General features: G+C 72.2%; 25 protein-coding genes and 1 riboswitch. Of the genes, 10 read left to right on the top strand and 15 right to left on the bottom strand.

The annotated features are described in order from the left end of the window. Window positions 1-6 precede the first annotated feature (6 nt). The 3 genes from B5M43_RS12975 to B5M43_RS12965 form a co-directional block, all read right to left on the bottom strand. A complete protein-coding gene (locus B5M43_RS12975; protein ID WP_134747020.1) occupies window positions 7-996 on the bottom strand; it encodes an ABC transporter substrate-binding protein in 990 nt (329 codons plus the stop codon). Further along, complete coding sequence (thiC, locus tag B5M43_RS12970; protein ID WP_055988866.1) at window positions 993-2,813, bottom strand: phosphomethylpyrimidine synthase ThiC; 1,821 nt, start codon at window positions 2,811-2,813, stop codon at window positions 993-995. Before thiC ends, B5M43_RS12975 begins: the two co-directional genes overlap by 4 nt. After that, window positions 2,810-2,918: riboswitch (TPP riboswitch) on the bottom strand. Its footprint overlaps the gene before it by 4 nt. A gap of 46 nt (window positions 2,919-2,964) precedes the next feature. After that, window positions 2,965-3,675 (bottom strand): NRDE family protein, encoded by a 711-nt coding sequence (locus tag B5M43_RS12965; RefSeq protein WP_055988865.1) that lies wholly within the window; start codon window positions 3,673-3,675, stop codon window positions 2,965-2,967. A 139-nt stretch (window positions 3,676-3,814) separates the two neighbouring features. On the opposite strand from B5M43_RS12965, the gene coaBC reads away from it, so the two are divergent. Both coaBC and B5M43_RS12955 read left to right on the top strand, forming a co-directional pair. After that, window positions 3,815-5,038 (top strand): bifunctional phosphopantothenoylcysteine decarboxylase/phosphopantothenate--cysteine ligase CoaBC, encoded by a 1,224-nt coding sequence (gene coaBC, locus B5M43_RS12960; RefSeq protein ID WP_055988864.1) that lies wholly within the window; start codon window positions 3,815-3,817, stop codon window positions 5,036-5,038. A gap of 201 nt (window positions 5,039-5,239) precedes the next feature. Beyond that, a complete protein-coding gene (locus B5M43_RS12955) occupies window positions 5,240-6,079 on the top strand; it encodes an aldo/keto reductase (RefSeq protein WP_055988863.1) in 840 nt (279 codons plus the stop codon). A gap of 52 nt (window positions 6,080-6,131) precedes the next feature. Here B5M43_RS12955 and B5M43_RS12950 read toward each other — a convergent pair whose 3' ends face one another. From B5M43_RS12950 to B5M43_RS12940, 3 genes are all read right to left on the bottom strand, one after another. Further along, a complete protein-coding gene (locus B5M43_RS12950; protein ID WP_082542963.1) occupies window positions 6,132-6,605 on the bottom strand; it encodes a VOC family protein in 474 nt (157 codons plus the stop codon). A 92-nt stretch (window positions 6,606-6,697) separates the two neighbouring features. Continuing rightward, window positions 6,698-7,591 carry a VOC family protein gene (locus B5M43_RS12945; RefSeq protein ID WP_134747018.1) on the bottom strand — a complete coding sequence of 298 codons (894 nt, stop codon included), beginning with the start codon at window positions 7,589-7,591 and terminating at the stop codon, window positions 6,698-6,700. A 2-nt stretch (window positions 7,592-7,593) separates the two neighbouring features. Then, entirely contained in the window at window positions 7,594-8,166 is a 573-nt protein-coding gene (locus tag B5M43_RS12940; RefSeq protein ID WP_134747016.1) for an NADPH-dependent F420 reductase, read from the bottom strand. Window positions 8,167-8,250: 84 nt separating this feature from the next. On the opposite strand from B5M43_RS12940, the gene B5M43_RS12935 reads away from it, so the two are divergent. Further along, entirely contained in the window at window positions 8,251-8,736 is a 486-nt protein-coding gene (locus B5M43_RS12935; protein WP_134747015.1) for a MarR family winged helix-turn-helix transcriptional regulator, read from the top strand. On the opposite strand, the gene B5M43_RS12930 is transcribed toward B5M43_RS12935, so the two are convergent. The 4 genes from B5M43_RS12930 to B5M43_RS12915 form a co-directional block, all read right to left on the bottom strand. Next, entirely contained in the window at window positions 8,720-10,225 is a 1,506-nt protein-coding gene (locus B5M43_RS12930; RefSeq protein ID WP_134747013.1) for an amino acid permease, read from the bottom strand. The two genes, B5M43_RS12935 and B5M43_RS12930, sit on opposite strands and share 17 nt — an antisense overlap. Before the next feature lie 83 nt (window positions 10,226-10,308). Continuing rightward, window positions 10,309-11,163 carry an NAD(P)-dependent oxidoreductase gene (locus B5M43_RS12925; RefSeq protein WP_134747011.1) on the bottom strand — a complete coding sequence of 285 codons (855 nt, stop codon included), beginning with the start codon at window positions 11,161-11,163 and terminating at the stop codon, window positions 10,309-10,311. Between the two features lie 150 nt (window positions 11,164-11,313). Next, window positions 11,314-11,523 (bottom strand): PLDc N-terminal domain-containing protein, encoded by a 210-nt coding sequence (locus B5M43_RS12920; RefSeq protein ID WP_134747009.1) that lies wholly within the window; start codon window positions 11,521-11,523, stop codon window positions 11,314-11,316. 32 nt (window positions 11,524-11,555) lie between these two features. Next, window positions 11,556-12,359: a siderophore-interacting protein gene (locus tag B5M43_RS12915; RefSeq protein WP_230668101.1), complete on the bottom strand. Its 804-nt coding sequence runs from the start codon at window positions 12,357-12,359 to the stop codon at window positions 11,556-11,558. A 138-nt stretch (window positions 12,360-12,497) separates the two neighbouring features. On the opposite strand from B5M43_RS12915, the gene B5M43_RS12910 reads away from it, so the two are divergent. Genes B5M43_RS12910 through B5M43_RS12895 form a run of 4 tightly spaced genes read left to right on the top strand, consistent with a single transcriptional unit; the run spans window position 12,498 to window position 16,270 of the window. Beyond that, window positions 12,498-13,505: a siderophore ABC transporter substrate-binding protein gene (locus B5M43_RS12910; RefSeq protein WP_134747174.1), complete on the top strand. Its 1,008-nt coding sequence runs from the start codon at window positions 12,498-12,500 to the stop codon at window positions 13,503-13,505. A 5-nt stretch (window positions 13,506-13,510) separates the two neighbouring features. After that, window positions 13,511-14,485, top strand: coding sequence for an iron chelate uptake ABC transporter family permease subunit (locus tag B5M43_RS12905; RefSeq protein WP_374198170.1), 975 nt, complete (start codon window positions 13,511-13,513; stop codon window positions 14,483-14,485). A gap of 4 nt (window positions 14,486-14,489) precedes the next feature. Further along, window positions 14,490-15,518, top strand: a complete 1,029-nt coding sequence (locus tag B5M43_RS12900) for an iron chelate uptake ABC transporter family permease subunit (RefSeq protein ID WP_134747176.1) — start codon at window positions 14,490-14,492, stop codon at window positions 15,516-15,518. Continuing rightward, a complete protein-coding gene (locus tag B5M43_RS12895) occupies window positions 15,515-16,270 on the top strand; it encodes an ABC transporter ATP-binding protein (protein WP_134747172.1) in 756 nt (251 codons plus the stop codon). The genes B5M43_RS12900 and B5M43_RS12895 overlap by 4 nt, the downstream gene beginning before the upstream one ends. A gap of 75 nt (window positions 16,271-16,345) precedes the next feature. On the opposite strand, the gene B5M43_RS12890 is transcribed toward B5M43_RS12895, so the two are convergent. The 3 genes from B5M43_RS12890 to B5M43_RS12880 form a co-directional block, all read right to left on the bottom strand. Next, on the bottom strand, window positions 16,346-16,534 hold the full coding sequence (locus B5M43_RS12890) for a hypothetical protein (protein ID WP_055988851.1): 189 nt from the start codon (window positions 16,532-16,534) through the stop codon (window positions 16,346-16,348). 25 nt (window positions 16,535-16,559) lie between these two features. Continuing rightward, window positions 16,560-17,525, bottom strand: a complete 966-nt coding sequence (locus tag B5M43_RS12885; RefSeq protein ID WP_134747170.1) for a DNA-3-methyladenine glycosylase — start codon at window positions 17,523-17,525, stop codon at window positions 16,560-16,562. Between the two features lie 173 nt (window positions 17,526-17,698). Then, a complete protein-coding gene (locus tag B5M43_RS12880) occupies window positions 17,699-18,412 on the bottom strand; it encodes a winged helix-turn-helix domain-containing protein (RefSeq protein WP_134747168.1) in 714 nt (237 codons plus the stop codon). 543 nt (window positions 18,413-18,955) lie between these two features. On the opposite strand from B5M43_RS12880, the gene B5M43_RS12875 reads away from it, so the two are divergent. Together B5M43_RS12875 and B5M43_RS12870 are read left to right on the top strand one after the other, a co-directional pair. Next, a complete protein-coding gene (locus tag B5M43_RS12875) occupies window positions 18,956-19,390 on the top strand; it encodes a pyrimidine dimer DNA glycosylase/endonuclease V (RefSeq protein WP_055988850.1) in 435 nt (144 codons plus the stop codon). Between the two features lie 15 nt (window positions 19,391-19,405). After that, window positions 19,406-21,598: an MMPL family transporter gene (locus B5M43_RS12870; RefSeq protein WP_230668098.1), complete on the top strand. Its 2,193-nt coding sequence runs from the start codon at window positions 19,406-19,408 to the stop codon at window positions 21,596-21,598. A 2-nt stretch (window positions 21,599-21,600) separates the two neighbouring features. On the opposite strand, the gene B5M43_RS12865 is transcribed toward B5M43_RS12870, so the two are convergent. Next, entirely contained in the window at window positions 21,601-22,110 is a 510-nt protein-coding gene (locus B5M43_RS12865; protein WP_134745450.1) for a hypothetical protein, read from the bottom strand. A 103-nt stretch (window positions 22,111-22,213) separates the two neighbouring features. Here B5M43_RS12865 and B5M43_RS12860 point away from each other — a divergent pair, with 103 nt between their 5' ends. Beyond that, the gene (locus tag B5M43_RS12860; RefSeq protein ID WP_055988848.1) at window positions 22,214-22,513 is read left to right on the top strand and encodes a GNAT family N-acetyltransferase; all 300 of its coding nucleotides are present in this window, start codon (window positions 22,214-22,216) and stop codon (window positions 22,511-22,513) included. Between the two features lie 17 nt (window positions 22,514-22,530). On the opposite strand, the gene B5M43_RS12855 is transcribed toward B5M43_RS12860, so the two are convergent. Further along, the coding region (locus B5M43_RS12855; protein WP_230668095.1) for an HNH endonuclease signature motif containing protein at window positions 22,531-23,488 on the bottom strand (958 nt) is incomplete at its 5' end.

Below are 23,488 nucleotides of genomic sequence, written 5' to 3'. Positions count from 1 at the left end.
CGCGGGTCAGCCGTCGAGGTCGGCCAGCAGGTCCCACGGGTCGAGGTCGGTCTGGATGACCCCCGCCCGGCGGAACAGGTCCAGCACGCGCTGGAGCCGCTCGGCGTCGGCCGGCCCGGGGACGTGCACCTCGTAGCGCCCCTGCAGCTCGCGCAGCTCGTTGTCGTACGCGTCGCCTACGAGCGCGGTGGGGCCGGTCTTCTCGAACACGTTGAGGAAGGCCTCGGGGTCCTCGTGCTGGCGGTCGAGCAGCTCCTGCAGCGTCTCGACGAACGCGACGCCGATCTCGGGATGCGCGTCGATCAGCTCGGACCGGAACGCGTACACGTTGTCGTCGACCGCGTCGAGCGAGCGCTCGGTCGCGAGCACCGTGCCGGTGCGGGCCGCCTGCGCGAAGTAGTCGCTGAACGTGCTCCACGCGTCGATCTGCCCGGACGCGAACGCCGCGACGCCGTCCGACGGCTGCAGCGCGACGCGCTCCACCGCGTCGAACGGGATCCCCACCTGCTCGAGCGCGTCGAGCAGCAGGTACTCGCCCTTGCCGCCGGCGTTGACGGCGACACGGCGGCCCACCAGGTCCTCGATCGTCTCGATGCCGGATCCGGGGGCCGCCACGATGCCCGCGTTCTCGGTCAGCACCTCGCGGCGCTGCACCGACACGATCTTCACGGGCAGGCCCTTGGCGGTCGCGCCAGCGATCGGCGCGAATGCGGCGTTCGCGACATCCAGCTGCCCCGCGTTGAACAGCGGCACGTTGGCCGTGAACGCGTACTCGCCGTCGACCCACTCGAGCTCGGCGCCGACCTCCGCGAACGCCTCGGCGAGCTCGCCGGTCTTCTTCGCGACCGCCAGCGGGCCCTGGTTGCCCGGGTCGTTGACCCGCACGACCACCGGCTCGCCCCGCCCGGCTGCGGCATCGCCCGCCGCGGGCGCCGCGGCGCATCCGGCCAGGGTGAGCGCGAGCGCCGCCAGCGCGACGGCACCGGCCGCCCTCATCGGGCCGCCTCCGCACGCAGCGCGGGAGCCGGAAGGTAGACCTGTCCGCCGGAGGCGGCGAACTCGGCGCTCTTCTCGGCCATGCCCGCGACCGCGGCCTGCGCCGCGGCGTCTCCGTACGTGTCGCGGATGTCCTGCGAGATGCGCATCGAGCAGAACTTCGGGCCGCACATCGAGCAGAAGTGCGCGGTCTTGGCGGGCTCGGCCGGCAGTGTCTCGTCGTGGAACTCCTGCGCCGTGACCGGGTCGAGGCCGAGCGCGAACTGGTCGCGCCAGCGGAACTCGAACCGCGCCTTCGACAGCGCGTCGTCGCGCGCGATCGCGCCCGGGTGGCCCTTGGCGAGGTCGGCGGCGTGCGCCGCGATCTTGTAGGTGATCACGCCGGTCTTGACGTCGTCGCGGTCGGGCAGGCCGAGGTGCTCCTTCGGGGTGACGTAGCAGAGCATGGCGGTGCCGTAGCGGGCGATCTCGGTCGCGCCGATCGCCGACGTGATGTGGTCGTAGCCGGGCGCGATGTCGGTGACCAGCGGGCCCAGCGTGTAGAACGGGGCGCCGTCGCACAGCTCCTGCTGGCGCTCGACGTTCTCGCGCACGAGGTGCAGCGGCACGTGGCCGGGTCCCTCGACCATGACCTGCACGTCGTGCGCCCACGCGCGGCGGGTCAGCTCCGCGAGCGTGTCGAGCTCGGCGAACTGGGCGGCGTCGTTCGCGTCCGCGATCGATCCGGGGCGCAGGCCGTCGCCCAGCGAGAACGCGACGTCGTACTGCGCGAAGATCTCGCACAGCTCGTCGAAGTGCTCGTACAGGAAGTTCTCGCGGTGGTGCGCCAGGCACCATCCGGCCATGATCGATCCGCCGCGCGACACGATGCCCGTCACGCGGTCGGCCGTCAGCGGCACGTAGCGCAGCAGCACGCCGGCGTGCACGGTCATGTAGTCGACGCCCTGCTCGCACTGCTCGATCACGGTGTCGCGGTAGATCTCCCACGTCAGCGCGCTCGCGTCGCCGTCGACCTTCTCGAGCGCCTGGTAGATCGGAACCGTCCCGATCGGGATCGGCGAGTTCCGGATGATCCACTCGCGCGTCGTGTGGATGTCGTTGCCGGTCGACAGGTCCATGAGCGTGTCGGCGCCCCACTTGGTCGCCCACTGCAGCTTCGACACCTCCTCGGCGATCGAGCTCGTCACGGCCGAGTTGCCGATGTTCGCGTTGATCTTCACGAGGAAGGCCTTGCCGATGATCATCGGCTCGGACTCGGGGTGGTTGATGTTGCTGGGGATGATCGCCCGCCCGGCCGCGACCTCGCTGCGCACGAGCTCGACGTCGCACTGCTCGCGCAGCGCCACGTACCGCATCTCGGGGGTGATGATCCCGCGGCGGGCGTAGTGCATCTGCGTCACGGTGCGGCCCGGCTTGGCACGGCGCGGCTCGGGCTTCGCGCCCGCCCAGCGCTGCGAGGGCGCGCCGCGGCGCACCGCCGCGCGGCCGTCGTCGCTCAGCCGGTGCCCGCGCGCCTCGTACGGCTCGGTGTCGTCGCGCGCGGCGATCCACTCGGCACGCTGCGGCGGCAGGCCGCGCTCGGGCACGCTGCCGGGACCTGCCGTGCGGTACACGCGCAGCGGCGGGTTGGGCGTGCCGTCGGGTGAGTCCTCGAGCGCGATCTCGGTCACGGGGACGCGGATGCCGTGCGCGGCGTCCTCGACCCACGCGAGCGAGTGGGAGGGGTGCTGTTCGGTCCCGTGCTCTTCAGCGGATGCGTCGCCGGGAGCGGCGGGATCGACGGGAGGGATGGATGTCGGGAGAGTGCGCGCCACCATGGGCTGTCCTCACTTCCTACGCCGGTACGAGCCGGATCAGGTTCGACGGTCTCGGGCGGTGTCAGCCCGGTCTCAGCCTCTTCCGAGGCCCCCGTGTGGTCAGGACATGTGTATCACGAGCGCCGGGAGTCGGCGCAAATCGGGCCGCGGCTCAGTCGAAGGCGAGCGGGTTCCAGAGGCCGGGACGGTCCAGCGGCGCGTAGCGCACATCCGCGCGGCCGTCCTGGATCGACGCGACGCACGCGAGCAGCGACACGGTCGGGTAGCCGTGCGGATGGTTGTCGCGCACGATCGCGCGGTCATCGGTCGGCGGCAGCTCGGCCGTGCGGCCCAGCACGTCGAGCCACGGGCGCCACCAGGCGGCGTCCCCGTCGGTCGGGGCCTGCTCGAAGGCCTCATGCCACGCCGCGATGCGCGGGGTCGCGGGGTCGTCGACGCCGTCGTGCGCCAGCATGTGCGTGCCCGGGGCGAGGGTCTCGCGGCGCAGCTCGGCGCCGTCCCAGGACGTCACCCGCACCTCGGCGCCGTCGACCTCGACCAGGTTGAACCCGAGCGTGCGCGGCGCGCCCTCGGGCGACGACCCGGCGACCGAGGCCAGCACGATCCCGCCGCGCGACTCGAGCTCGGCGGCATCCAGTCCCTCGGGGTACCCCGCCCGGTTCAGGAGCACCGCCAGCCGGCCGCCCTCGGCGGCGAGCCAGGCGCCGCCCGCGAGCCGGTCCTGCACGCCCACGAGCCCGGGCCGGTCCGGCCACCACGCGCCGAGCGGGTTCCACGGCCGGTTCGGATCCTCGTCCCGCACCGCGAGCAGGCGCACGGGCTCCGCCGAGGACTCCGGGACGCGGACGATCACGGTGCACATGGATCCCATTCTCGGGTCCCGCGCGGGCCTCGGCTTCGACTCGCCGCGCTCGCTCAGCCCGTTCGACTCCGCTTCGCTCCGCTCGACGACCACAGGGTGATGCCGCGGGGCGTCGAGGGGCGTGAGCCACAATGAAGGCGTGAACATCGTCGTGGGCGTGACCGGCGGCATCGCCGCGTACAAGACCGTGCAGCTCGTGCGGCTGCTGGTGAAGGACGGGCACGAGGTGCACGTCGTGCCGACCGACGACGCGCTGCGCTTCGTCGGTCAGCCGACCTGGGAGGCGATCAGCCGCCACCCCGTGACGACGTCGGTGCACGACGACGTGGCGCAGGTGCGGCACGTCGCGCTCGGCCAGAACGCCGACCTCGTGGTCGTCGCCCCTGCCTCGGCGAACACGATCGCGAAGATGGCCGCGGGCCTGGCGGGCGACCTGCTCGGCACGACGCTGCTCGCCACGCGCGCGCCCGTGCTGATCGCTCCCGCGATGCACACCGAGATGTGGCAGCACGCGGCCACGCAGGCGAACATCGCGACGCTCGCCGCGCGCGGCATCCGGATGATCGGTCCCGACAGCGGGCAGCTGACGGGCGACGACGTCGGCCCCGGCCGGATGAGCGAGCCCGAGGCCATCCACGCCGAGATCGGCCGGATCCTGCAGTCGCGGCGCGATCTCGCGGGCCTGCGCTTCGTGGTCTCGACGGGCGGCACGCGCGAGCCCATCGATCCCGTCCGCTTCCTCGGCAACCGGTCGAGCGGCCGGCAGGGTGTCGCCATCGCGCTCGCCGCCGCGGATCGCGGCGCCGAGGTCACGCTGGTCGCCGCGCACGTCGACGAGTCGGTCGCGGCGCCCGCGGTCGCGCATCCGGGCATCCGGATCGAGCGGGCCGGCACGGCCGCCGAGCTGGGGGAGCGGATGACCGCCCTCGCCGGCGACGCGGACGTGATCGTGATGACCGCCGCGGTGGCCGACTATCGCGTCGCCGACGTGGCCGACCACAAGCTGGCCAAGGAGGACGGCAAGCCCACGCTCGAGCTGGTCGAGAACGCCGACATCCTCAGCGGGCTCGCGGCCGCGCGCCGTCCGGGCCAGACCGTCGTGGGCTTCGCGGCCGAGATGCCGACCGCCGACGAGACCGTGCTCGAGCGCGGCATCCGCAAGCGCCGCCGCAAGGGCGCCGACCTGCTCGCGGTCAACGAGGTCGGCTGGGAGGCGGGCTTCGAGCGCGCCGACAACACGGTCACGGTCATCGGCCCGGACGACGCGCCCGTCGCGACCGCGAGCGGCAGCAAGCGCGAGGTCGCCGACGCGCTGCTCGACGCGATCCTGGCGGTCCGCGGGGCGCCGGCGCCCGCTCAGTAGGCTCGTGCGCATGAGCACCGAATGGGTCCACCAGCCGCTGGTGGACGACGCCACGGTCCGCACGAACACCGGCCGCGGCTGGGAGGACTGGGTCGCCGAGATCGACGGGGGTCAGGGCGCCGACGCGGGCCACACCGCGATCGCGCGCTGGCTGGTCGCCGACCTGGGCCCGCGGCCCCTCGCCGCCGTTAGGCTCGGGGCATGGCGACCATCGACATCCCCCGGATCACGCTCAACGACGGCACCGCGTTCGCCGAGCTCGGCCTCGGCACCTACAAGCTGACCGGGGAGGAGGGCATCGCGGCCATCGAGGCCGGCATCCAGACCGGCTACCGCGTGCTGGACACCGCGGTCAACTACGGCAACGAGCACGAGGTCGGCGAGGCCGTGCGCCGCAGCGGGATCGACCGCGACGAGATCGTCGTCACCACGAAGATCCCCGGCCGCCACCACGGCTACGACGAGGCGATCGCGAGCGGCCGCGAGTCCAACGCCACGATCGGCCTCGGCCGCATCGACCTGCTGCTCATCCACTGGCCCAACCCGAGCGTCGACAAGTACGTCGACACGTTCAAGGGCATGATCGCGCTGCGCGACGAGGGGCTCGTGCGCTCGGTCGGCGTCTCGAACTTCACCGAGGAGATGCTGCAGCGCCTGATCGACGAGACCGGCGTCGTCCCGGCCGTGAACCAGGTCGAGCTGCACCCGTACTTCCCGCAGACCGCGTTGCGCGCGTTCCACGCCGAGCACGGCATCCGCACCGAGAGCTGGAGCCCGCTCGCGCGGCGCAGCGAGCTGCTGACCGAGCAGCTCATCACCGACCTCGCAGAGGTGTATCAGGTGAGCCCGACGCAGGTCGTGCTGCGCTGGCACGTGCAGCTCGGCTCGACGCCCATCCCGAAGTCGGCGGATCCGGACCGCCAGCGCGAGAACGCCGACGTGTTCGACTTCACGCTCGACGACGAGCACGTCGAGGCGATCTCGGCCCTCGAGCGCGGACGCCTCTGGGACGGCGACCCGCTCACGCACGAGGAGTTCTGAGAACGGATGAGGCGCCCCCGCGGGGGCGCCTCATCCGTTCGGGCGACGGCCGCTACTGCTCCTCGTCCTCGAGGTCCTCGAAGTCCTCGTCGTCGTCCTCCTCGTCCTCCTCGAAGTCCTCCTCGTCGAGGATCGAGATCATCCACTTCACGCCGAAGCGGTCGGTGAGCATGCCGAACAGCCCGCCCCAGTCGGGCTCGGACAGCGGCAGCACGATGGTTCCGCCCTCCGAGAGGGCCTCCCACCACTCGGTGAGGTCCTCCTCCTCGTCGCCGCTGATCGAGATCGAGTGGCCGCCCGCGCCGTCGTAGGGCACGCCCTGCGGGGTGTCGCTCGCCATCAGCACCATGCCGTCGGGCGTCTCGAGCACGGCGTGCAGCACGAGATCGGCGTCGTCCGGGTGGTGGTCGATCTCGCTCTCGCCGAACGTCTCGATCTCGAGCTCGCCCCCGAACACCGACTGGTAGAACTCCATCGCCTCGCGCGCGGTGTCGTGGAAGTGGAGATACGGGTTGAGCACGGGCACGGCGGACTCCTGACGTGTCTGGCGGGCGGGGTCGCGATCAGTCTCGCCGCCCCGCGCCGCGCGTGGCAAGGGTCTGCGCGCGGCGTGTCCGGTCAGCGGGCGGCGGCGGGCGGTGCGTCGGCGGCGGCGTCCGGAGGCAGCACGCGAACGGCGTTGCCCCACGGGTCGTCGAACGACAGCATCCGTCCGTCGTGCGCGGTCGGCACGCCGAAGTGCCGCAGCCGATCGTCCAGCGCGCCGAGGTCGTCCGCCGTCGGGACGGCGATGTCGACGAGTCCCAGGCCGAGGGTCATCCGGCGCCGGCCGGCCCCGCGGCTGCGCCACGTGTTCATCGCCATGTGGTGGTGGTAGCCGCCCGCGCTGACGAACAGCGCTGAGTCGCCGAGCGTCGACGTGGTGTCGAACCCGAGCCGGTCGACGTAGAACTCGCGTGCGGTCGCGACGTCGCCGACGCTCAGGTGCACGTGACCCACGCGCGCACCGCCGATCACCGGATCCTCGATCGCGGCGTCGGTGAGGTGCTCGCGCAGGAAGGCGTTCGGGTCCAGGTACAGCGTGTCCATCTCGACGCGGCCGTGGGTCCAGCTCCACAGCGACCGGTCGCGGTCCCAGTACAGCTCGACGCCGTTGCCCTCGGGGTCGGTGAAGTAGAACGCCCGGCTCACGAGGTGGTCCGAGCTGCCCGTGAACGTGCCCGGGGCGTGGCGCGAGACCGAGTGGACCGCGGCGGCGAGGGCCTCCTGGGTCTCGAACAGGATCGCGGTGTGGAACAGACCCGCCTCGCGGGGGCCGGCGTGGCGCAGCTCGGGCGCGTGCTCGAGCACCAGCACCGGCGTGCCGCCGCGCCCGAGCACCGCGCGGGGGCCGTCGTGCCGCAGGACCGTCAGCGGCACGGCCTGCGTGTAGTAGCGGATCATCGCGTCGAGAGCGGCCACGCGCAGCGTGACCGCCCCCATCGCGGTGTCGGCGGCGAGCCGGTCGGTCATCCTCACCGGACCAGCGCGAACCCGGCGGTCCAGGCGATCTGCTCGCGCGCGGCGAGCGTGAGCTGCAGGAACCCGAGGGCCTCGAGCTCGCGGGCGCGCGCCAGCGAGCCGGCGTCGACGGCGGCGAGCGAGCCGGCCTCGATGGCAGAGATCAGCCGGGCCTTGGCCTCGGCGTCGTCGCCCGCGACGAGCACCGTGGTCGGCTGCGCGCCGACCTGGCCCGAGTTCAGCGTGCCGGCGAAGGTCGTGTTGAAGGCCTTCAGGACCTTCGCGCCCGGCAGCTGCTTCTGCAGCTCGGCGGCGGCCGAGGAGTCGGCGGGCACGACGAGCGAGTCGAAGGTCTCGAAGTCCACGGGGTTCGTGATGTCGACCACCGTGCGGCCCTCGAGCTCGGCGCCGCGCGTCTGCGCGATCTCGGCCAGCGCGCCGTAGGGCACGGCCAGGATGACGATGTCGCCGGTCACCGCGGCGGTGTCGCCGTGGCCGAGCTGCTGGATGGAGGCGCCGCCCCGGGCGAGCACGCCCGCGATCGCCTGACCCATGTTGCCGGTGCCGATGATGGTGATGTCCGTCATTGCCGTTCTCCTTCGTGATGCTTGTACCTACAAGTAATGAGCCCAACCCGGTTGTGGCTACAACTATTCCCGTAGGATCCGGGCATGGGAAGAGGCCGGTCGTTCACCTCTGAGGAGCGGGACACGTGGGCGCCCGTCGCGGCCATGCTCGAGCTCATGCCGCGGCAGCTCGACGCCCAGCTCCTGGCCGACGAGGGGCTCACTCACTTCGACTACTTCGCGCTCTCGGTGCTCGCGCTGGAGCCCGCGCACCGGATGCGGATGGCCGAGCTCGCGTCGCACACGAACGCGACCCTGCCGCGCCTCTCGCACGTGATCACGCGGCTCGAGAAGCGCGGCTACGTGCGGCGCGAGCGCGCCGCCGACGACGCGCGCGCGACCGACGTCGTGATCACCGCGGAGGGGCGCCGCAAGGTGGTCGGGGCGACGCCCGGGCACGTCGAGAACGTGCGCGCCATGATCCTGGATGCGCTCACTCCCGAGCAGCGCGCTCAGCTGCGCGAGATCACCGCCGCGGTGCTGGCGCGGCTCGACCCCGAGGGCCGGATGGCGATCACGCGCCGCGGCTGACGCCCGCGCTCAGGCGCTCGCGCTCGCCCAGGCGGCTGTGCCGGCGCGAGTACACGAAGTACACGACCACGCCGATCGCGAGCCACACCACGAACCGGATCCACGTGTCGAGCGTCAGGTTCAGCATCAGGTAGAAGCAGATCACCGCCGAGATGATCGGCAGTACCGGCACCCACGGCACGCGGAACGCGCGGGGCAGGTCGGGGCGCGTGCGGCGCAGCACGATCACGCCGATCGAGACCAGCACGAAGGCCGCGAGCGTGCCGATGTTCACCAGCTCGGCGAGCGTCGACAGCGGCACGAACGCCGCCAGGATCGCCACGACCACGCCGGTGATGATCGTGATCCGGTACGGCGTGCGGAACCGCGGGTGGGTCTTCGACAGGCTCACGGGCAGCAGGCCGTCGCGCGCCATCGCGAACGCCACGCGGGTCTGGCCCATGAGCAGGATCATCGACACCACGATCAGGCCGATGCACGCGCCGATCGCGATCAGGTCGCCCATGATCGGCAGGCCCGCGGCGTCGAACGCGGTCGCGAGCGGGGCGCCGTCCTCGGGGTCGATGTCGCGGTAGTTCTGCATGCCCGTGATGACGAGCGACACGGCCATGTACAGCACCGTCACGATCGCGAGCGCGCCCAGGATGCCGCGCGGCAGGTCGCGCTGCGGGTTGCGCGTCTCCTCGGCCGTCGTGGCGACGACGTCGAAGCCGATGAACGCGAAGAACACCATGGCCGCCGCGGCGAACACGCCGCCGATGCCGTACACGCTCGGCTCGAGGCCGAAGATGCCCTGCACGATCGGCAGGTGGAAGACGTCGCCGCCGTCCGCTCCGGCCGGAGCCTCGGCCGGCGGGACGAACGGCACCCAGTTCGAGATCTTCACGAGGAACGCGCCGACGACCACGACCGCGAGCACCACGAGCACCTTCAGGCCCGTGACGATCTGGTTGATCCGGCTCGAGAGCTTGATGCCGCCGACCGTCACGGCGGTCAGGCCGAGGATGAGGAGGCCGGCCGGCAGGTTCACGAAGCCGTCCTCGACCGTCGCGATCGCCGCGGGGATCTCGAACCACGTGCCGTCGAGCACGACCGCGAGGTACTGGCTGAACGACGTCGCGAGCGCCGCGGCGCCGACCGTGAACTCCAGGACGAGATCCCAGCCGATGATCCACGCGAGCAGCTCGCCGAGGGTCGCGTACGTGAACGTGTAGGCGCTGCCCGCGACGGGCACGGTCGACGCGAACTCGGCGTAGCAGAGCGCCGCGAGCGCGCACGCGACGCCCGCGATCAGGAACGAGATGGCGATCGCGGGGCCTGCGTTCGTCGCGGCCGCGTGACCCGTCAGCACGAAGATGCCGGCGCCGACGCAGACGCCGATGCCGAACAGGATGAGGTCGAAGACGCCCAGGTTCTTCTTGAGCTGGTGCTCGGGCTCCTCCGTGTCGGCGATGCTCTGCTCGATCGACTTCGTGCGGAACAGGCTCATGGATCTCTCCTCGTTCGCGGCCGGGCCGCGCGCCGGAGGGTGCGGGCACGGGAGGACAGCCTAGTCGCGGGTCCGCGCGGGGACTACTCGAGGGCGGTCTCGGCGTCGCGCCAGCTGTGCTTCGGCGCGTAGCCGAGCAGGCGCCGGGCCTTGTCGATCGACAGCATGGTGTCGTGCTCGCCGAGGTCGCCCTTCAGCGGCACATCCGGGAACACCTCGGCGACCAGCTCGGCGTTCGGCCGCGTGGTCACGGTGTCGGCGGCGGCGATGATGAACCGGTCGAAGCCCGGAGGGGCGACCTCGAGCGCGCGCTCGACCGCGTGCGCGCCGTCACGCGCGTCGATGTAGCCCCACAGGTTCCACTTGCGCTCGCGCGGGTCTGCGTCGTACGGGAAGCGCGCGTAGTCCTCGGGCCACATCACGTTCGAGAAGCGCAGCGCCGTGATCGACAGGGTCGGGTTCCAGCGCGCGAGCTCGATCGCGAGCTGCTCCTCGAGGTGCTTCACGAGCGAGTAGACCGATTCGGGCCGGGCCGGGTACTCCTCGTCGACCGGGATGTACGGCGGCGGCACGTCGAACGGCAGGCCCAGCACGGTCTCGCTCGACGCGTACACGATCCGGTCGATCCCGATCCGGGTCGCGGCCCAGAACACGTTGAACGTGGTGGCCATGTTGTTGTGGAACGTCGCCACGTCGGGCGCGAGCCCGGGCGCCGGGATGGCCGCGAGGTGCACGAGCGCGTCGATGCCGTCGTGCGTGTCGCCCACGGCCGTGAGCGCGTCGACGACCTGGCCGTAGTCGGTCAGGTCGACCTGGACGAAGTCGCGGTCGCGCGTGCCGACCCGATCCATCCCGATGACGTGGTGGCCGGCGGCGCGGAGCTCCCGCGCGACGACCGACCCGAGCTTGCCCGACGACCCCGTGACTGCGATGCGCATGCCCCCAGCCTCACACGTCCGGCGAGGTTTCAGGCGTTTCGACTCCGCTCGCTGGCGCTCGCTCCGCTCAACGACCGGGGTTCGTCGCCGGTCGTTGAGCGGAGCGAAGCGGAGTCGAAACGGTCGAAGCCGCCGGCGGGGCTCAGCGCCTCAGCGCTTGACGCCGCTGATGAAGTACGCGAGCGGGCCGATCCAGTTGATCAGGATGATCGGGATCCACGCGGGCTTGGTCATCCGGATCTCGCTGTCGCGGCGCGCCCACAGGTCCGAGAACGCCGCGAGCGCGAGCGCGATCTGGAGCAGTCCCACGATCCCGAGCGCGAGCTTGGCGGGCGGGGACACGGTCTTCTTCGCGGTCATGATGCCTCCAGAGCAGTGGGGGAGCCTGGCTTCTAGTGTGGCGCGTGGTGGTGCGCGCCGTCCTCGCCGCGCTTCCAGTAGCCCTTCACAACGATCCCGTCGGGCGCGAGCGCCCAGCGGTCGACCAGCAGCGCGCGGGCGGGCTTGACGATCGCCTGCTCGGCGGCGACGAAGCCGAACACGTCGCCGGCCGGGCGCTCCGCGGCGGTGATCGCGTCGAGCCGCGCGGCGAGCGCCGAGCTCGCCGGAGCGTCGCCGCGGTGGACGTACTCGACCGCGACGGGCGCGTCGATCGGCATCTCGTGCTCGGCGTCGGCGACCTCGACGAGGATCGTCGCGGGAGCGCCGTCCGGGATCAGGGCCGCGTAGCGGCGGATCTGCGGCACGGCGGTCTCGTCGCCCGCCAGGATCCAGCCGTCGGGTGCTCCGGAGATCGACAGCGAGCCGCGCGGGCCGCCGACGCCGGCGAGCGAGCCCAGGGGAGCGCCCGCGGCCCACGGTCCGGCCACGCCCTCCTCGCCGTGCACCGCGAACTCGAGGTCGAGCCATCCGGTGCCGTCCCCGTTCGCGCCCCAGGCCAGCGGCGTGAACTCGCGGCTGGGGAAGGCCCGCATCTGCTCGACCGTGTCGGCCGGGCCCTGCGCGAAGAACATGCGGATGTGGTCATCGTGACCCGGCGTGCCGAAGCCCGCGAGGTCCTCGCCCTCGAGCCGGATGCGCACGTAGTCGGCCGCGAGCCACTCGCGCGCGACGAGGCGGGCGAAGCGGAATCGCAGGTCGAGTCCCTGCCGCTCCAGCGTGAAGGCGAGCGGGGCATCGGCGGTCGACGAGGTCATGGAAGTTAGGTTAGCCTACCCAACGGCGGGACGGACGGTCCTGTCCGGACCGGGACGCGATCCGCGCCCCGCGGCCCCGCCGATCCCCGCACCGAGAAGACCGCGGCTGATACCGCGCTCTGGAACAGGAGCCCCGCCATGTCCGTGCCCCGTCCGTCCGTGACCCGTCCGGTCGCCGCGCTGTCGATGTTCGCGGCGTCCGCCGTCGCCCTCGCCGGCTGCGCCGCGCCCGCCGCCGAGGCCGAGGTCGAGCCGAGCACCGCGGCCGAGGCCACCTCGGTCGAGGTCGAGGACAACACCGGCACGCACACGATCGAGCTGCCTCCCACGTCGGTCGTCGCGACCGACAACCGGACGTTCGAGACTCTCGCGGACTGGGGTGTGGAGCTCACGGCCGCCGCGGTCTCGCTCATGCCGTCGACCGTCGCGTACAAGGACGACGCGTCGATCATCGACCTCGGCACGCACCGCGAGCCCGACCTCGAGGCCGTCGTGGCGGTCGAGCCCGACCTGATCATCAACGGGCAGCGCTTCGCCCAGTTCCACGACGACTTCGTCGCGCTCGCCCCCGACGCCACGGTGCTCGAGCTCGACCCGCGCGAGGGCGAGCCGCTCGACGCCGAGCTCGCGCGCCAGACCACCGTGCTGGGCGAGATCTTCGGCAAGCAGGACGAGGCCGCGCAGCTCGTCGCCGACCTCGAGGCCGCGATCGAGCGCGCGGCCGCGGCGTACGACGCCGACCAGACCGTGATGGCGGTCACCACCTCGGGCGGCGAGATCGGCTACATCGCCCCCGGGCTGGGCCGCACGCTCGGCCCCGTGTTCGACATCCTGGGCCTGACCCCCGCGCTCGAGGTCGAGGGCGCGAGCGACGACCACCAGGGCGACGACATCTCGGTCGAGGCGATCGCGGACTCGAACCCCGACTGGATCCTCGTGATGGACCGCGACGCGGCCGTCGCCGCGGACGACCCGGCGTACGAGCCCGCCGCGGACATCCTGGAGAACTCCGAGGCGCTCGCCGACGTGACCGCGGTCAAGGAGGGCAACATCCTCTACATGCCCGCCGACACCTACACGAACGAGGGCATCCAGACCTACACGGAGTTCTTCGACGCGCTCGCGGACGCGTTCGAGGGCAAGTGACGGCAGTGACGGGAGCGGGGCCGCGGCCCCGCTCTCCCCTGCTCGACCCCTGGCTGGCGGTCGGGGTGCTCGTCGTGGCCGGGCTGCTCGTCCTGTCGCTGTTCACGGGCGTCTACGACGTCGTGGGCGCCGAAGACGGCGGCGAGATGTTCCAGATCACGCGCGTCCCGCGCACGGTCGCGCTCGTGCTCGCGGGCGCCGCCATGGCGATGTCGGGGCTCGTGATGCAGCTGCTCACGCAGAATCGCTTCGTCGAGCCGACCACGACCGGCACGACCGAATGGGCGGGCCTCGGCCTGCTCGCGGTCATGATCGTCGCGCCGACCGCCGGCATCGTGCCCCGGATGATCGGGGCCGTGATCGCTGCGTTCGCCGGGACCATGGTCTTCTTCCTGTTCCTGCGCCGGGTGTCGCTGCGGTCGTCGCTGATCGTGCCGATCGTCGGCATCATGCTGGGCTCGGTCGTCGGGGCCGCGTCGACGTTCCTGGCGCTGCAGACGAACATGCTGCAGAACCTCGGCGTGTGGTTCGCGGGCAGCTTCACCTCGGTGCTGCGGGGGCAGTACGAGGTGCTGTGGGTGGTCCTCGCCGTGGTCGTCGCGGTGTTCATCGCGGCGGATCGGTTCACCCTCGCCGGCCTCGGCGAGGAGGTCGCCACGAGCGTCGGGCTGGACTACGACCGGATGATCCTGATCGGCACGGGCCTGATCGCGGTCGCGACGGGCGTGGTCACGGTCGTGGTGGGCAGTCTGCCGTTCCTCGGGCTGATCGTGCCCAACGTGGTGTCGATGATCCGGGGCGACGACCTGCGCAGCAACCTGCCGTGGGTGTGCCTGCTCGGGATCGCGATCGTCACGGTGTGCGACCTGATCGGCCGGACGATCATCATGCCGTTCGAGGTGCCTGTGTCGCTCATCCTGGGCGTCGTCGGGGCGGTCGTGTTCGTCGTCCTGCTGCTGAGGGGGCGCCGCCGTGGCTGACACGATGACCGCCGTCGCGCCGGCTCTCGCGTCGCGCCACTCCGGGGCGCTGCCCACGCCGCGGGCGCGCCGCCGCTACGCGATCGTGCTGGGCTCGCTCATCCTGCTCGCGGCCGTGTTCGCGTTCGGGCTGCTGGCCTGGGACAACCCCATGCCGGTCGGATCCGACGGGTTCTGGAAGATCGCGCAGCTGCGCGGCACGGCGCTGGTGACCATGGCGATCGTCGCGGTGTGCCAGGCGGTCGCGACCGTGAGCTTCCAGACCGTGACGAACAATCGCATCATCACGCCCTCGATCATGGGGTTCGAGGCGCTGTACGTGGCGGTGCAGACCTCGGCCGTGTACTTTCTCGGCGTGGCCGGGCTGGTCTCGATCCAGGGGCTCGGGCAGTTCGCGCTGCAGATCGCGCTCATGGTCGGGCTCGCCCTCGCGCTGTACACGTGGCTGCTGTCGGGACGCTACGCGAACCTGCAGGTCATGCTCCTGATCGGCATCGTGATCGGCGGCGGGCTCGGATCCGTGTCCGCGTTCATGCAGCGCCTGCTCACGCCGAGCGAGTTCGACGTGCTGTCGGCGCGGCTGTTCGGTTCGATGGCCAACGCCGACGCGGGCTACTTCCCGCTCGCGATCCCGCTCGTCGCGGTGGCGGCGACGCTGCTGCTCCTGCGCGCCCGCACCCTGAACGCGATGGCGCTCGGGCGCGACGCCGCGATGGGGCTCGGCCTGAACCACCGGCGCGAGCTGATCCTCATCCTGCTGCTGGTGTCGGTGCTCATGGCGGTGTCGACCGCGCTCATCGGGCCGCTGACGTTCCTCGGCTTCCTGGTCGCGACGCTGTCGTACCAGCTGGCGGACACGTTCGATCACCGGCTCGTGCTGCCGGTCGCGGTGCTGACCGGATTCGTCGTGCTGACGGGCGCGTACTTCGTGATGAAGCACGTGTTCTACGCGCAGGGCGTCGTCTCGATCGTCATCGAGCTGGTCGGCGGCACCGTGTTCCTCATCTTCCTGTTGCGAAAGGGCCGCCTGTGATCACGCTGCGCGAGGTGCGCAAGAGCTACGGCGACGAGGTCGCCATCGGGCCGGTGGATCTGCAGATCCCCGCCGGGGGCATCACGGCGCTCGTCGGCCCGAACGGGGCCGGCAAGTCGACGCTGCTGACCATGATCGGCCGCCTGCTCGGGATCGACGCGGGCGCGATCGAGATCGCCGGCTACGACGTGGCCCGGACGGCGTCCAAGGATCTCGCGAGGATCGTGTCGATCCTGCGCCAGGAGAACCACTTCATCACCCGGCTGACCGTGCGGCAGCTCGTCGGCTTCGGGCGGTTCCCGTACTCCAAGGGCCGGCTGACGCGGGCCGACGAGGAGATCGTGAGCCGTGCGATCGACTTCCTTGATCTGACCGCGCTCGAGGGCCGGTACCTCGACGAGCTGTCGGGCGGGCAGCGGCAGCGCGCCTATGTGGCGATGGTGCTCGCGCAGGACACCGATTATGTGCTGCTCGACGAGCCGCTCAACAACCTCGACATGCGCCACTCGGTGCAGATGATGCAGCACCTGCGCCGGGCCGCGGCCGAGCTCGGGCGCACGATCGTGATCGTGCTGCACGACATCAACTTCGCGGGGCACTACGCCGACCACATCTGCGCCGTGAAGGACGGGAAGGTCGTGGAGTTCGGAACGCCCGACGCGATCTTCACGGACGAGGTGCTGACCCGCGTGTTCGACACCCCCGTGCAGGTGGTGGACGGCCCGCACGGCCCGCTCGCCGTCTACTACTGAGCCGGATTTCCCCTGGTGCTCGTTGAGCGAGGGAGCGCCAGCGACCGAGTCGAAACGGTCCAAGCACCCTGCGGCCTAGAGCCGTGCGCCGTCGTCGTCCTCGTCGTGGCCGGGGCCGCCGCCCTTGCGCGCCTCGAACGCCATGAACAGCCCGAGCGACAGCAGGAGCCCCAGCAGCAGGCCGAGCCACACGCTGCCGAGGTAGGTCGACCCGATGATCGCGCCCGCGATCAGGATCCCCGCGGTGCGCAGGAGGAGCCACATGCCGTCCAGGCTACGCGGCAGGCGATCAGCGGTCGCGGTGGTCCATGGGGTGCAGGCGGGGCGCGCGCCGGGGCTCGCTCACGCCCGACGCGAGGATGAGCCGGATTGCGCGCTGACGCTGGCCCGCCCACGGGGCGAGCAGCTCGAGCATCCCGTCGTCCTCGACGCGGCGGCCCGTGAGGGCGTAGCCGACCTGGTGCGCCAGGTGGAAGTCGCCGACGCTGACGGCATCCGGATCGCCGAGGGCGCGGATGCGGGTCTCGGCGGCGGTCCAGGGGCCGATGCCGGGCAGGGAGGTCAGCACGGCGTCGCGCGCGGGGCCGTCGGTCGCGCGCTCGACCGCGGCGACCAGCGAGGCGCCGCGGCGGGCGGCCTGGACGATCGTGCGGCTCTGCGGCGGCTCGAGGCCCGCGCGGTGCCACGCCCACGACGGGATGCGCCGCCATCCGTCGATCGACGGGGGAGCGAACATCGGCTTCGGCGCGGGGCCGGGGGCGCGCTCGCCGAACCAGGTCACGAGGCGGCGCCAGGCGGCGAAGGCCTGGATCGCGGTGACCTTCTGCTCGGTGATCGACTGCACGAGCGCGTCGAAGACGAGGTCGGAGCGGCCGAGACGCAGGCCCGGGTGGCGGTGGTGGGAGTCCGCGATCAGCGGATGCCGCGACGGGTCGAAGCCGGTGGGGTCGTCCTCGGCGCCGCAGAGTGCGGGCACCTGCGCGATGGCCCATTCGCGTCCGGGGCCCCACGCCGCGGCGCGGACCGCACCGTCGGCCTGCTGGCGCAGCGCCACGGTCGCCACGCCGAGGGGAGTGCGGGTCGCCCGCCAGAGCACGGCGCCGTCGCGGGTCTGCGCCGGGTCGCCCGGACCCCGCTGGAACACCCCGACGGTGGCGCCCAGGCTCAGCGCACCCCGGGGCCGGTACACGGTCTCCAGCCGCGGCCCCGGATCCGGCCGCGGATCGCGCGTGCGCGTCACGGCCGTGGAGATCATGCCGCCACGCTACGCGGTCGCTCCGACATCCGTCTCATCAGTGGGCCGCCCCCTTGTGGTCGTTGAGCGGAGCGAAGCGGAGTCGAAACGTCCTGAAGCCGCCGGCGGCCGAAACTGCCCGGTCGTTGAGCGGAGCGAAGCGGAGTCGAAACGTCCCGAAGCCGCCCGCGACCTCAGAAGCGGTCGGGCGAGGGAGCGCCGGTGCCGTAGCGCACGGCGACGTCCGCGTGGCGGTCGAAGCGGTAGCCCACGCCGCGCACGGTGCGGACGATGTCCTGGAAGGCGCCGAGCTTGGAGCGCAGGCGACGGACGTGCACGTCGATGGTGCGCTCGCCGGGGGCGTCCGCGTCGTTCGCGTCCCAGAGCGAGCTGACGAGCTCGGCGCGCTCGATCGTGCGGCCCTCGCGGAGGACGAGGTACTGCAGCAGCTCGAACTCCTTGAACGTCAGAGCGGCGGTCTCGCCGTCGATGATGACCCGCTTGCGGGAGATGTCGACCACGACGCCGCGGGCGGCCTCCTCCTGCTCCTCGGCCTGCGCCTTGGTGCGGGCGACGGCGCCGGGCTCGTGGAGGGCGAGGCGCACGACGTCGACGTCGCGGCCGCCGGCCTGCTGCGGCGCGAGGGCGACGGCGGCGTAGGTCTCGGCGCTCGGCGCGAGCTCGGCGAGCGTGCGGCGCAGGGCCTCGACCACGGCGGGCAGGCTGACGCCGTCGGCGGCGGCCTTCAGCTCGTCCAGGCCGACATAGAGGGCGAAGCCGCGGGGTGCGGCAGTGGACTTGGCCTCGGGGGCCGGCTGCGCCGGCGCGAGCGGCGGCAGGGGGCGCAGGTGACCGGGGCGCGGCGCGGCGGAGTTCGAGCGATCGGCGAGGGCGGTGATGTTCGACATCGGGGGAAGTCCTTCGGGGGTGCACCGGTGGTGCGGGTGTGCGTCGGTCGGCCGTTCGTGCTCAGATGACGTCTGGCCGGTGCCGGCGGTGCGGGTGGCACCTATCGGCGGGTGAGGATCCGGATGATCCGGACACTCGGCATCGCGGCCGCGGTTGTGCGGCGGGCGAGCCTGGTGCAGCGAGGAGAGGTTGTCGACTCAGCGGCACATTCGACAGCACATGCCAACGCGACCGGGCATCATGATCCCGGCAGTCCCGTTCGCCTCCGAGGCGGACAGAAGGTGTGCGTTGACAGACATGCTCCGATTGTGACCGGGCGTGTCGCGACATGTCAAACCGTTTCGGCCTGTGACGGCTTGCGTAACGCAATGTGACAACCCGGGCGTGCCATCGGGGCGCACATCTCGGAGACGACGCGGATCGTCGGGGCTTGCGACACGTCGGACGGATGCCGTCAAGAGGTCGCCACGCGGGCCCTCTCTCGCGCAGGCTGGAGGGGTGCGCCGCGACCTGACCCCCTCCCCTTTCGACGGGGAGCTGCCGTGAGGCTCTGGTCGCTTCATCCCCGGCTGCTCGACCGTCAGGGGCTCACGGCGTGTTGGCGCGAGGCGCTGCTCGCCCAGGCCGTGCTGCTCGGCCGCACGCGCGGCTACACGGCGCACCCGCAGCTCGAGCGCTTCCGCGCCACCGCGGATCCGGTCGCCGCGATCGGCGCCTACCTCGACGGCGTGCGCGACGAGGCCGCGCGCCGCGGATACCGCTTCGACGCGTCCCGCATCGCGCGGGTTCCGGACGGGCCGGTCGAACGGATCGCCGTGACGTCGGGCCAGCTCGAGCTCGAGTGGCGGCACCTGATCGCCAAGCTCGCGGTCCGTTCGCCCGACGCGCACGCGCGTGCGCTCGCGGACGCGCCCGATCCCCATCCGCTGTTCTTCGTGGTCCCCGGCGACGTCGCGCCGTGGGAGCGCGCCGTCTGACCACTGGAGACACGCATGGACGAGCATCCCCGCCGATCGCGACGGGCCGCAGCCGCGCGCGGGGAGGGCGCGGCCGCCCGCGTGCCGCGCCGGCTCCGCGTCGCACTGCCCGCCGTGCTGATCCTGGTGTGGCTGGCGGCGGCCGCCGTGGGCGGGCCGTACTTCGGACGCGTCGACGAGGTGTCGTCGAACGACCGCACGGCCTACCTGCCCGAGACCGCGGAGGCCACCGAGGTCCAGGAGCGGCTCGAGGGCTTCACCGAGGGCGACGCCATCCCCGCCGTGGTCGTGTTCGCCGCGGATCGCGAGCTGACCCCGGATGACGTGGCCGCCATCCAGGAGCGGCTGGACGCGGCCGCCCGCCTCGACGTGGTCGGCGGCGAGCCGTCGCCCGCCCTGCCGTCCGAGGACGGCGAGGCGGTGCAGGCTTTCGTGCCGCTCGACGGCGCGGCCGACCTGGGCGACGCGACAGCCGAGCTCCGGGGGGCGCTCGCCGAGGACCTGCCGGACGGCGTCGAGCTGTACGTGACCGGACCGGCGGGCTTCACGAGCGATCTGGTCGGCGCGTTCGCCGGCATCGACGGGCTGCTGCTCGGGGTCGCGCTCGCTGCGGTGCTGGTGATCCTCGTGATCGTCTACCGGTCGATCCTGCTGCCGCTGGCCGTGCTGACCACGAGCATGTTCGCGCTGTGCGTCGCGCTGCTGGTGGTGTGGTGGCTCGCGAAGGCGGGCGTGCTGCTGCTGAGCGGGCAGACGCAGGGCATCCTGTTCATCCTCGTGATCGGCGCCGCGACCGACTACGCGCTTCTCTACGTGGCGCGGTACCGCGACGAGCTCGTGCGCACGCCGCGGAAATGGACCGCGACCCTGCGCGCGCTGCGGGGATCGCTCGAGCCGATCGTCGCGTCGGGTGGCACCGTGATCGCGGGGCTGCTGTGCCTGCTGCTGAGCGATCTGCGCTCCAACAGCGCGCTCGGCCCCGTGGCCGCGATCGGCATCGCGTTCGCCGTGCTGGCGGCGCTCACGCTGCTGCCCGCCGTGCTGCTGGCGTTGGGCCGCGCCGCGTTCTGGCCGCGCCGCCCGGCCTACGACCCGCGGGCGCCGGAGCCGGGGGAGGGCGGCGGGCTGTGGGCGAGGGTGGGCGGATGGATCGCCCGGCGGCCGCGGACGATCTGGATCGTGACGGCCGCCGTGCTCGCGATCGGATGCGTGGGCGTGACGCAGCTGCAGGCCTCGGGCGTGCCGCAGTCTGAGCTCGTGCTCGGCGCCTCGGAGGCGCGCGACGGTCAGCGGGTGCTGGGCGAGCACTTCCCGGCGGGATCCGGCAGCCCGGCGTCGGTGATCGCGCCGGAGGACGAGCTGCAGGACGCGGCCGAGGTGCTGCTCGCCGAGGACGGCGTGGAGGAGGTCTCGGTCGTCATCGACCGGGCCGGCAGGACCGCGCCCGTCACGGAGGACGGCATCCAGGCGTTCGGCCCGCCGGGCACCCCGGCCCCGGAGCCCGTGGTGGCCGACGGCCGGGTGCTGCTGCAGGCCACGCTGGCGGATGCCGCGGACTCCGCCGCCGCGGAGGACACGGTGCGCTCGCTCCGCGCCTCGTTCGCGAACGCCGTGCCCGACGCCCTCGTGGGTGGTGTCACGGCGACCGACGTGGACACGAACGACGCGTCGATCCGGGACCGCACCCTGATCGTGCCGCTCGTGCTCGCGGTGATCCTGGTCATCCTGATGCTGCTGCTCAGGTCGGTGCTCGCGCCCGTGCTGCTCGTGGCGACGACCGTGCTGTCGTTCGGCACGGCGATGGGCGTCGCGGGCGTGGTGTTCCAGCACGTGCTGCGGATGCCCGGTGCGGATCCCGCGGTGCCGCTGTTCGGGTTCGTGTTCCTCGTGGCGCTGGGGATCGACTACAACATCTTCCTGATGTCGCGTGTGCGCGAGGAGTCGCTCGTGCACGGCACGCGCGAGGGAGTGCAGCGCGGGCTTCGGCTGACGGGCGGGATCATCACGTCGGCGGGACTCGTGCTCGCGGCGACGTTCACGGCCCTGTCGGTGATCCCGGTGCTGTTCCTGGTGCAGATCGCGTTCATCGTGGCGTTCGGCGTGCTGCTCGACACGTTCGTCGTGCGGTCGCTCCTCGTGCCCGCCCTTGCGACCGACATCGGGCGGGCGATCTGGTGGCCGTCGAGGCTCGGGCGCGGTGAGCCCTGAGCTCACCTCGCGCAGACGTGGGGGCCGGCGTCGTTGACCTCGGCGATCAGGAGCTCTCCGTCGATCTCCTGGTAGACGACCTCCTGGGGCTCGAGGTCGCGCTGCGGGTGCTCGACCGTGCCGTCCGGGTGGGTCATGGTCACGTCCGACCGGTCGAGGCACGCCTCGGCGACGGCCGTGGCGGGGATGCTCGTGCCGGCGAACGTCTCGATCTCGTTGCCCGCGGCGTCGACCATGCGGAAGCCCACCAGACGCTGCCGACCCGACTGGACGAAGCCGCTGTCGAGGAGCCCCACGATGCGGTCGACGAGGATGAACCGCTGCTCGGGGGTGGTGATCCCCGCGAGCACCACGGACGCCTCCGCGGCATTGCGCTGTGCGAGGAAGTCGTCGCGCGCGGCGACGTAGGCCGCGAAGAGACGCTCCTCCTCGCTCGGGGTGTGGACGCAGCCGGCCAGGGCCGGGGCGGCGAGAGCGAGAACGGTGGCGATGAGGATCATCCGGGTCGGCATGCGGCCGACGTTAGGGACGGCGCGAGCCTCGTGGGGCGCCGTCCACACCAGAAGGTCAGCGGGGCGCGATCCCGGTGCCTGTGGACGGACGTAGCCTGTGGGCGTGACTGAGTTGACGTTCACGAACGACAAGAGCGCCTCCCGCTATGAGTTGCGGCGGGGCGACGAGCTGGTGAGCGTGCTCGACTACCGCGACAACGGCCGGACGATCGCGCTCACGCGGGCGTTCACCATCCCGACCTACCGCGGCCACGGGTACGCCGCCGTGATCACCGAGCGCGCCGTCGAGGAGATCGAGCGTGCAGGCGACCGCACCGTGCTGCCGGTGTGCTGGTACGTGGCGGACTGGTTCGCCGACAACCCCGCGCACGCGGGCGTTCTGGAGGGTCAGCGCGTGCGCTGAGGCTGTCGGGCTCGGACTCAGGTCCGGGCCACCAGGGGTGGTCGTGCTCTGCCGCGTGCTCTGCGGCGTGTGAGGGCGCAGGGTGCGGGCCGGTGGGTGCCGCGGCTGTCGATCCAGGGCGGGGCCTTCACCTCGGGAACGCCGTTGCGCATCCGGATGTCCCATCCGGAGCGTTCGAGGTTGTGGTGGTGCCACCAGCAGAGGAGGACCCCGTTGTCGGTGTGGGTGGGGCCGCCTTTGGCGTGGTCTTGGACGTGGTGGATCTCGCACCAGGCGGCGGGGATGGTGCATCCGGGGATGATGCAGCCGCCGTCGCGGGCGGTGATGGCTTTGCGCTGGTGGTGGTTGAACAGGCGTTCTTTGGTGCCGAGGCGGACGATGCGTCCGTTGCGGTCGAACACGACTTTCTGCACCGCGCCGGTGCAGGCGATGCGGTGGGCGAGGTCGGCGGGGGCGGGCACGTCGATGCCGTCGATGGTGGCGACGCCGGTGGGGGACTGGAGGTCTTCGAGGGCGACGTGCACGAGGAGGGTGGGGGCGTCGCCGCCGAGGGTGGGGGTCTCGAGGGAGCGGGTGGCGGCGTGGAGGGCGGCGACGAGCACGTCGTGGCGTTTCTGGGCGGGGGTGCGGGGGTCGTCGACGGGTTCGTCGTCGGTCCACGGCTCGCCCTCGCCCTTATCTCGGTAGCTGTCGGTGAAGCGGACGGCGGGGTTGCCGCCCGCGTCCAGGATCCGCTGGAGCACCGCGGCGCCTTCGGGGGTGAGGTCTCCGCGTGCGGGGAACAGGCCGTCGCGTTCCTTCCCGATCGTGAACCCGCGCCGCCGGGATGCCTTCTCCGCGTCCGGGGCGGGGCCGTCCTGGTCGAGGTACGCGGCCCACGTGTCCGCCTGCACCTTCAGCTGCGCGAACGTGGGCGGCATCCCGTCGATGAGCCCGGTGGCGCTGGCGACGAGCTCGCGCTCGGCGGCGATCATG

Origin of the sequence: Microbacterium sp. MEC084, from assembly GCF_004514465.2 — a bacterium.
In the GTDB taxonomy this organism is placed as follows: domain Bacteria; phylum Actinomycetota; class Actinomycetes; order Actinomycetales; family Microbacteriaceae; genus Microbacterium.
Note: the sequence above shows the minus strand (reverse complement) of the source record. Positions and strands in the feature narration are given on the sequence as shown.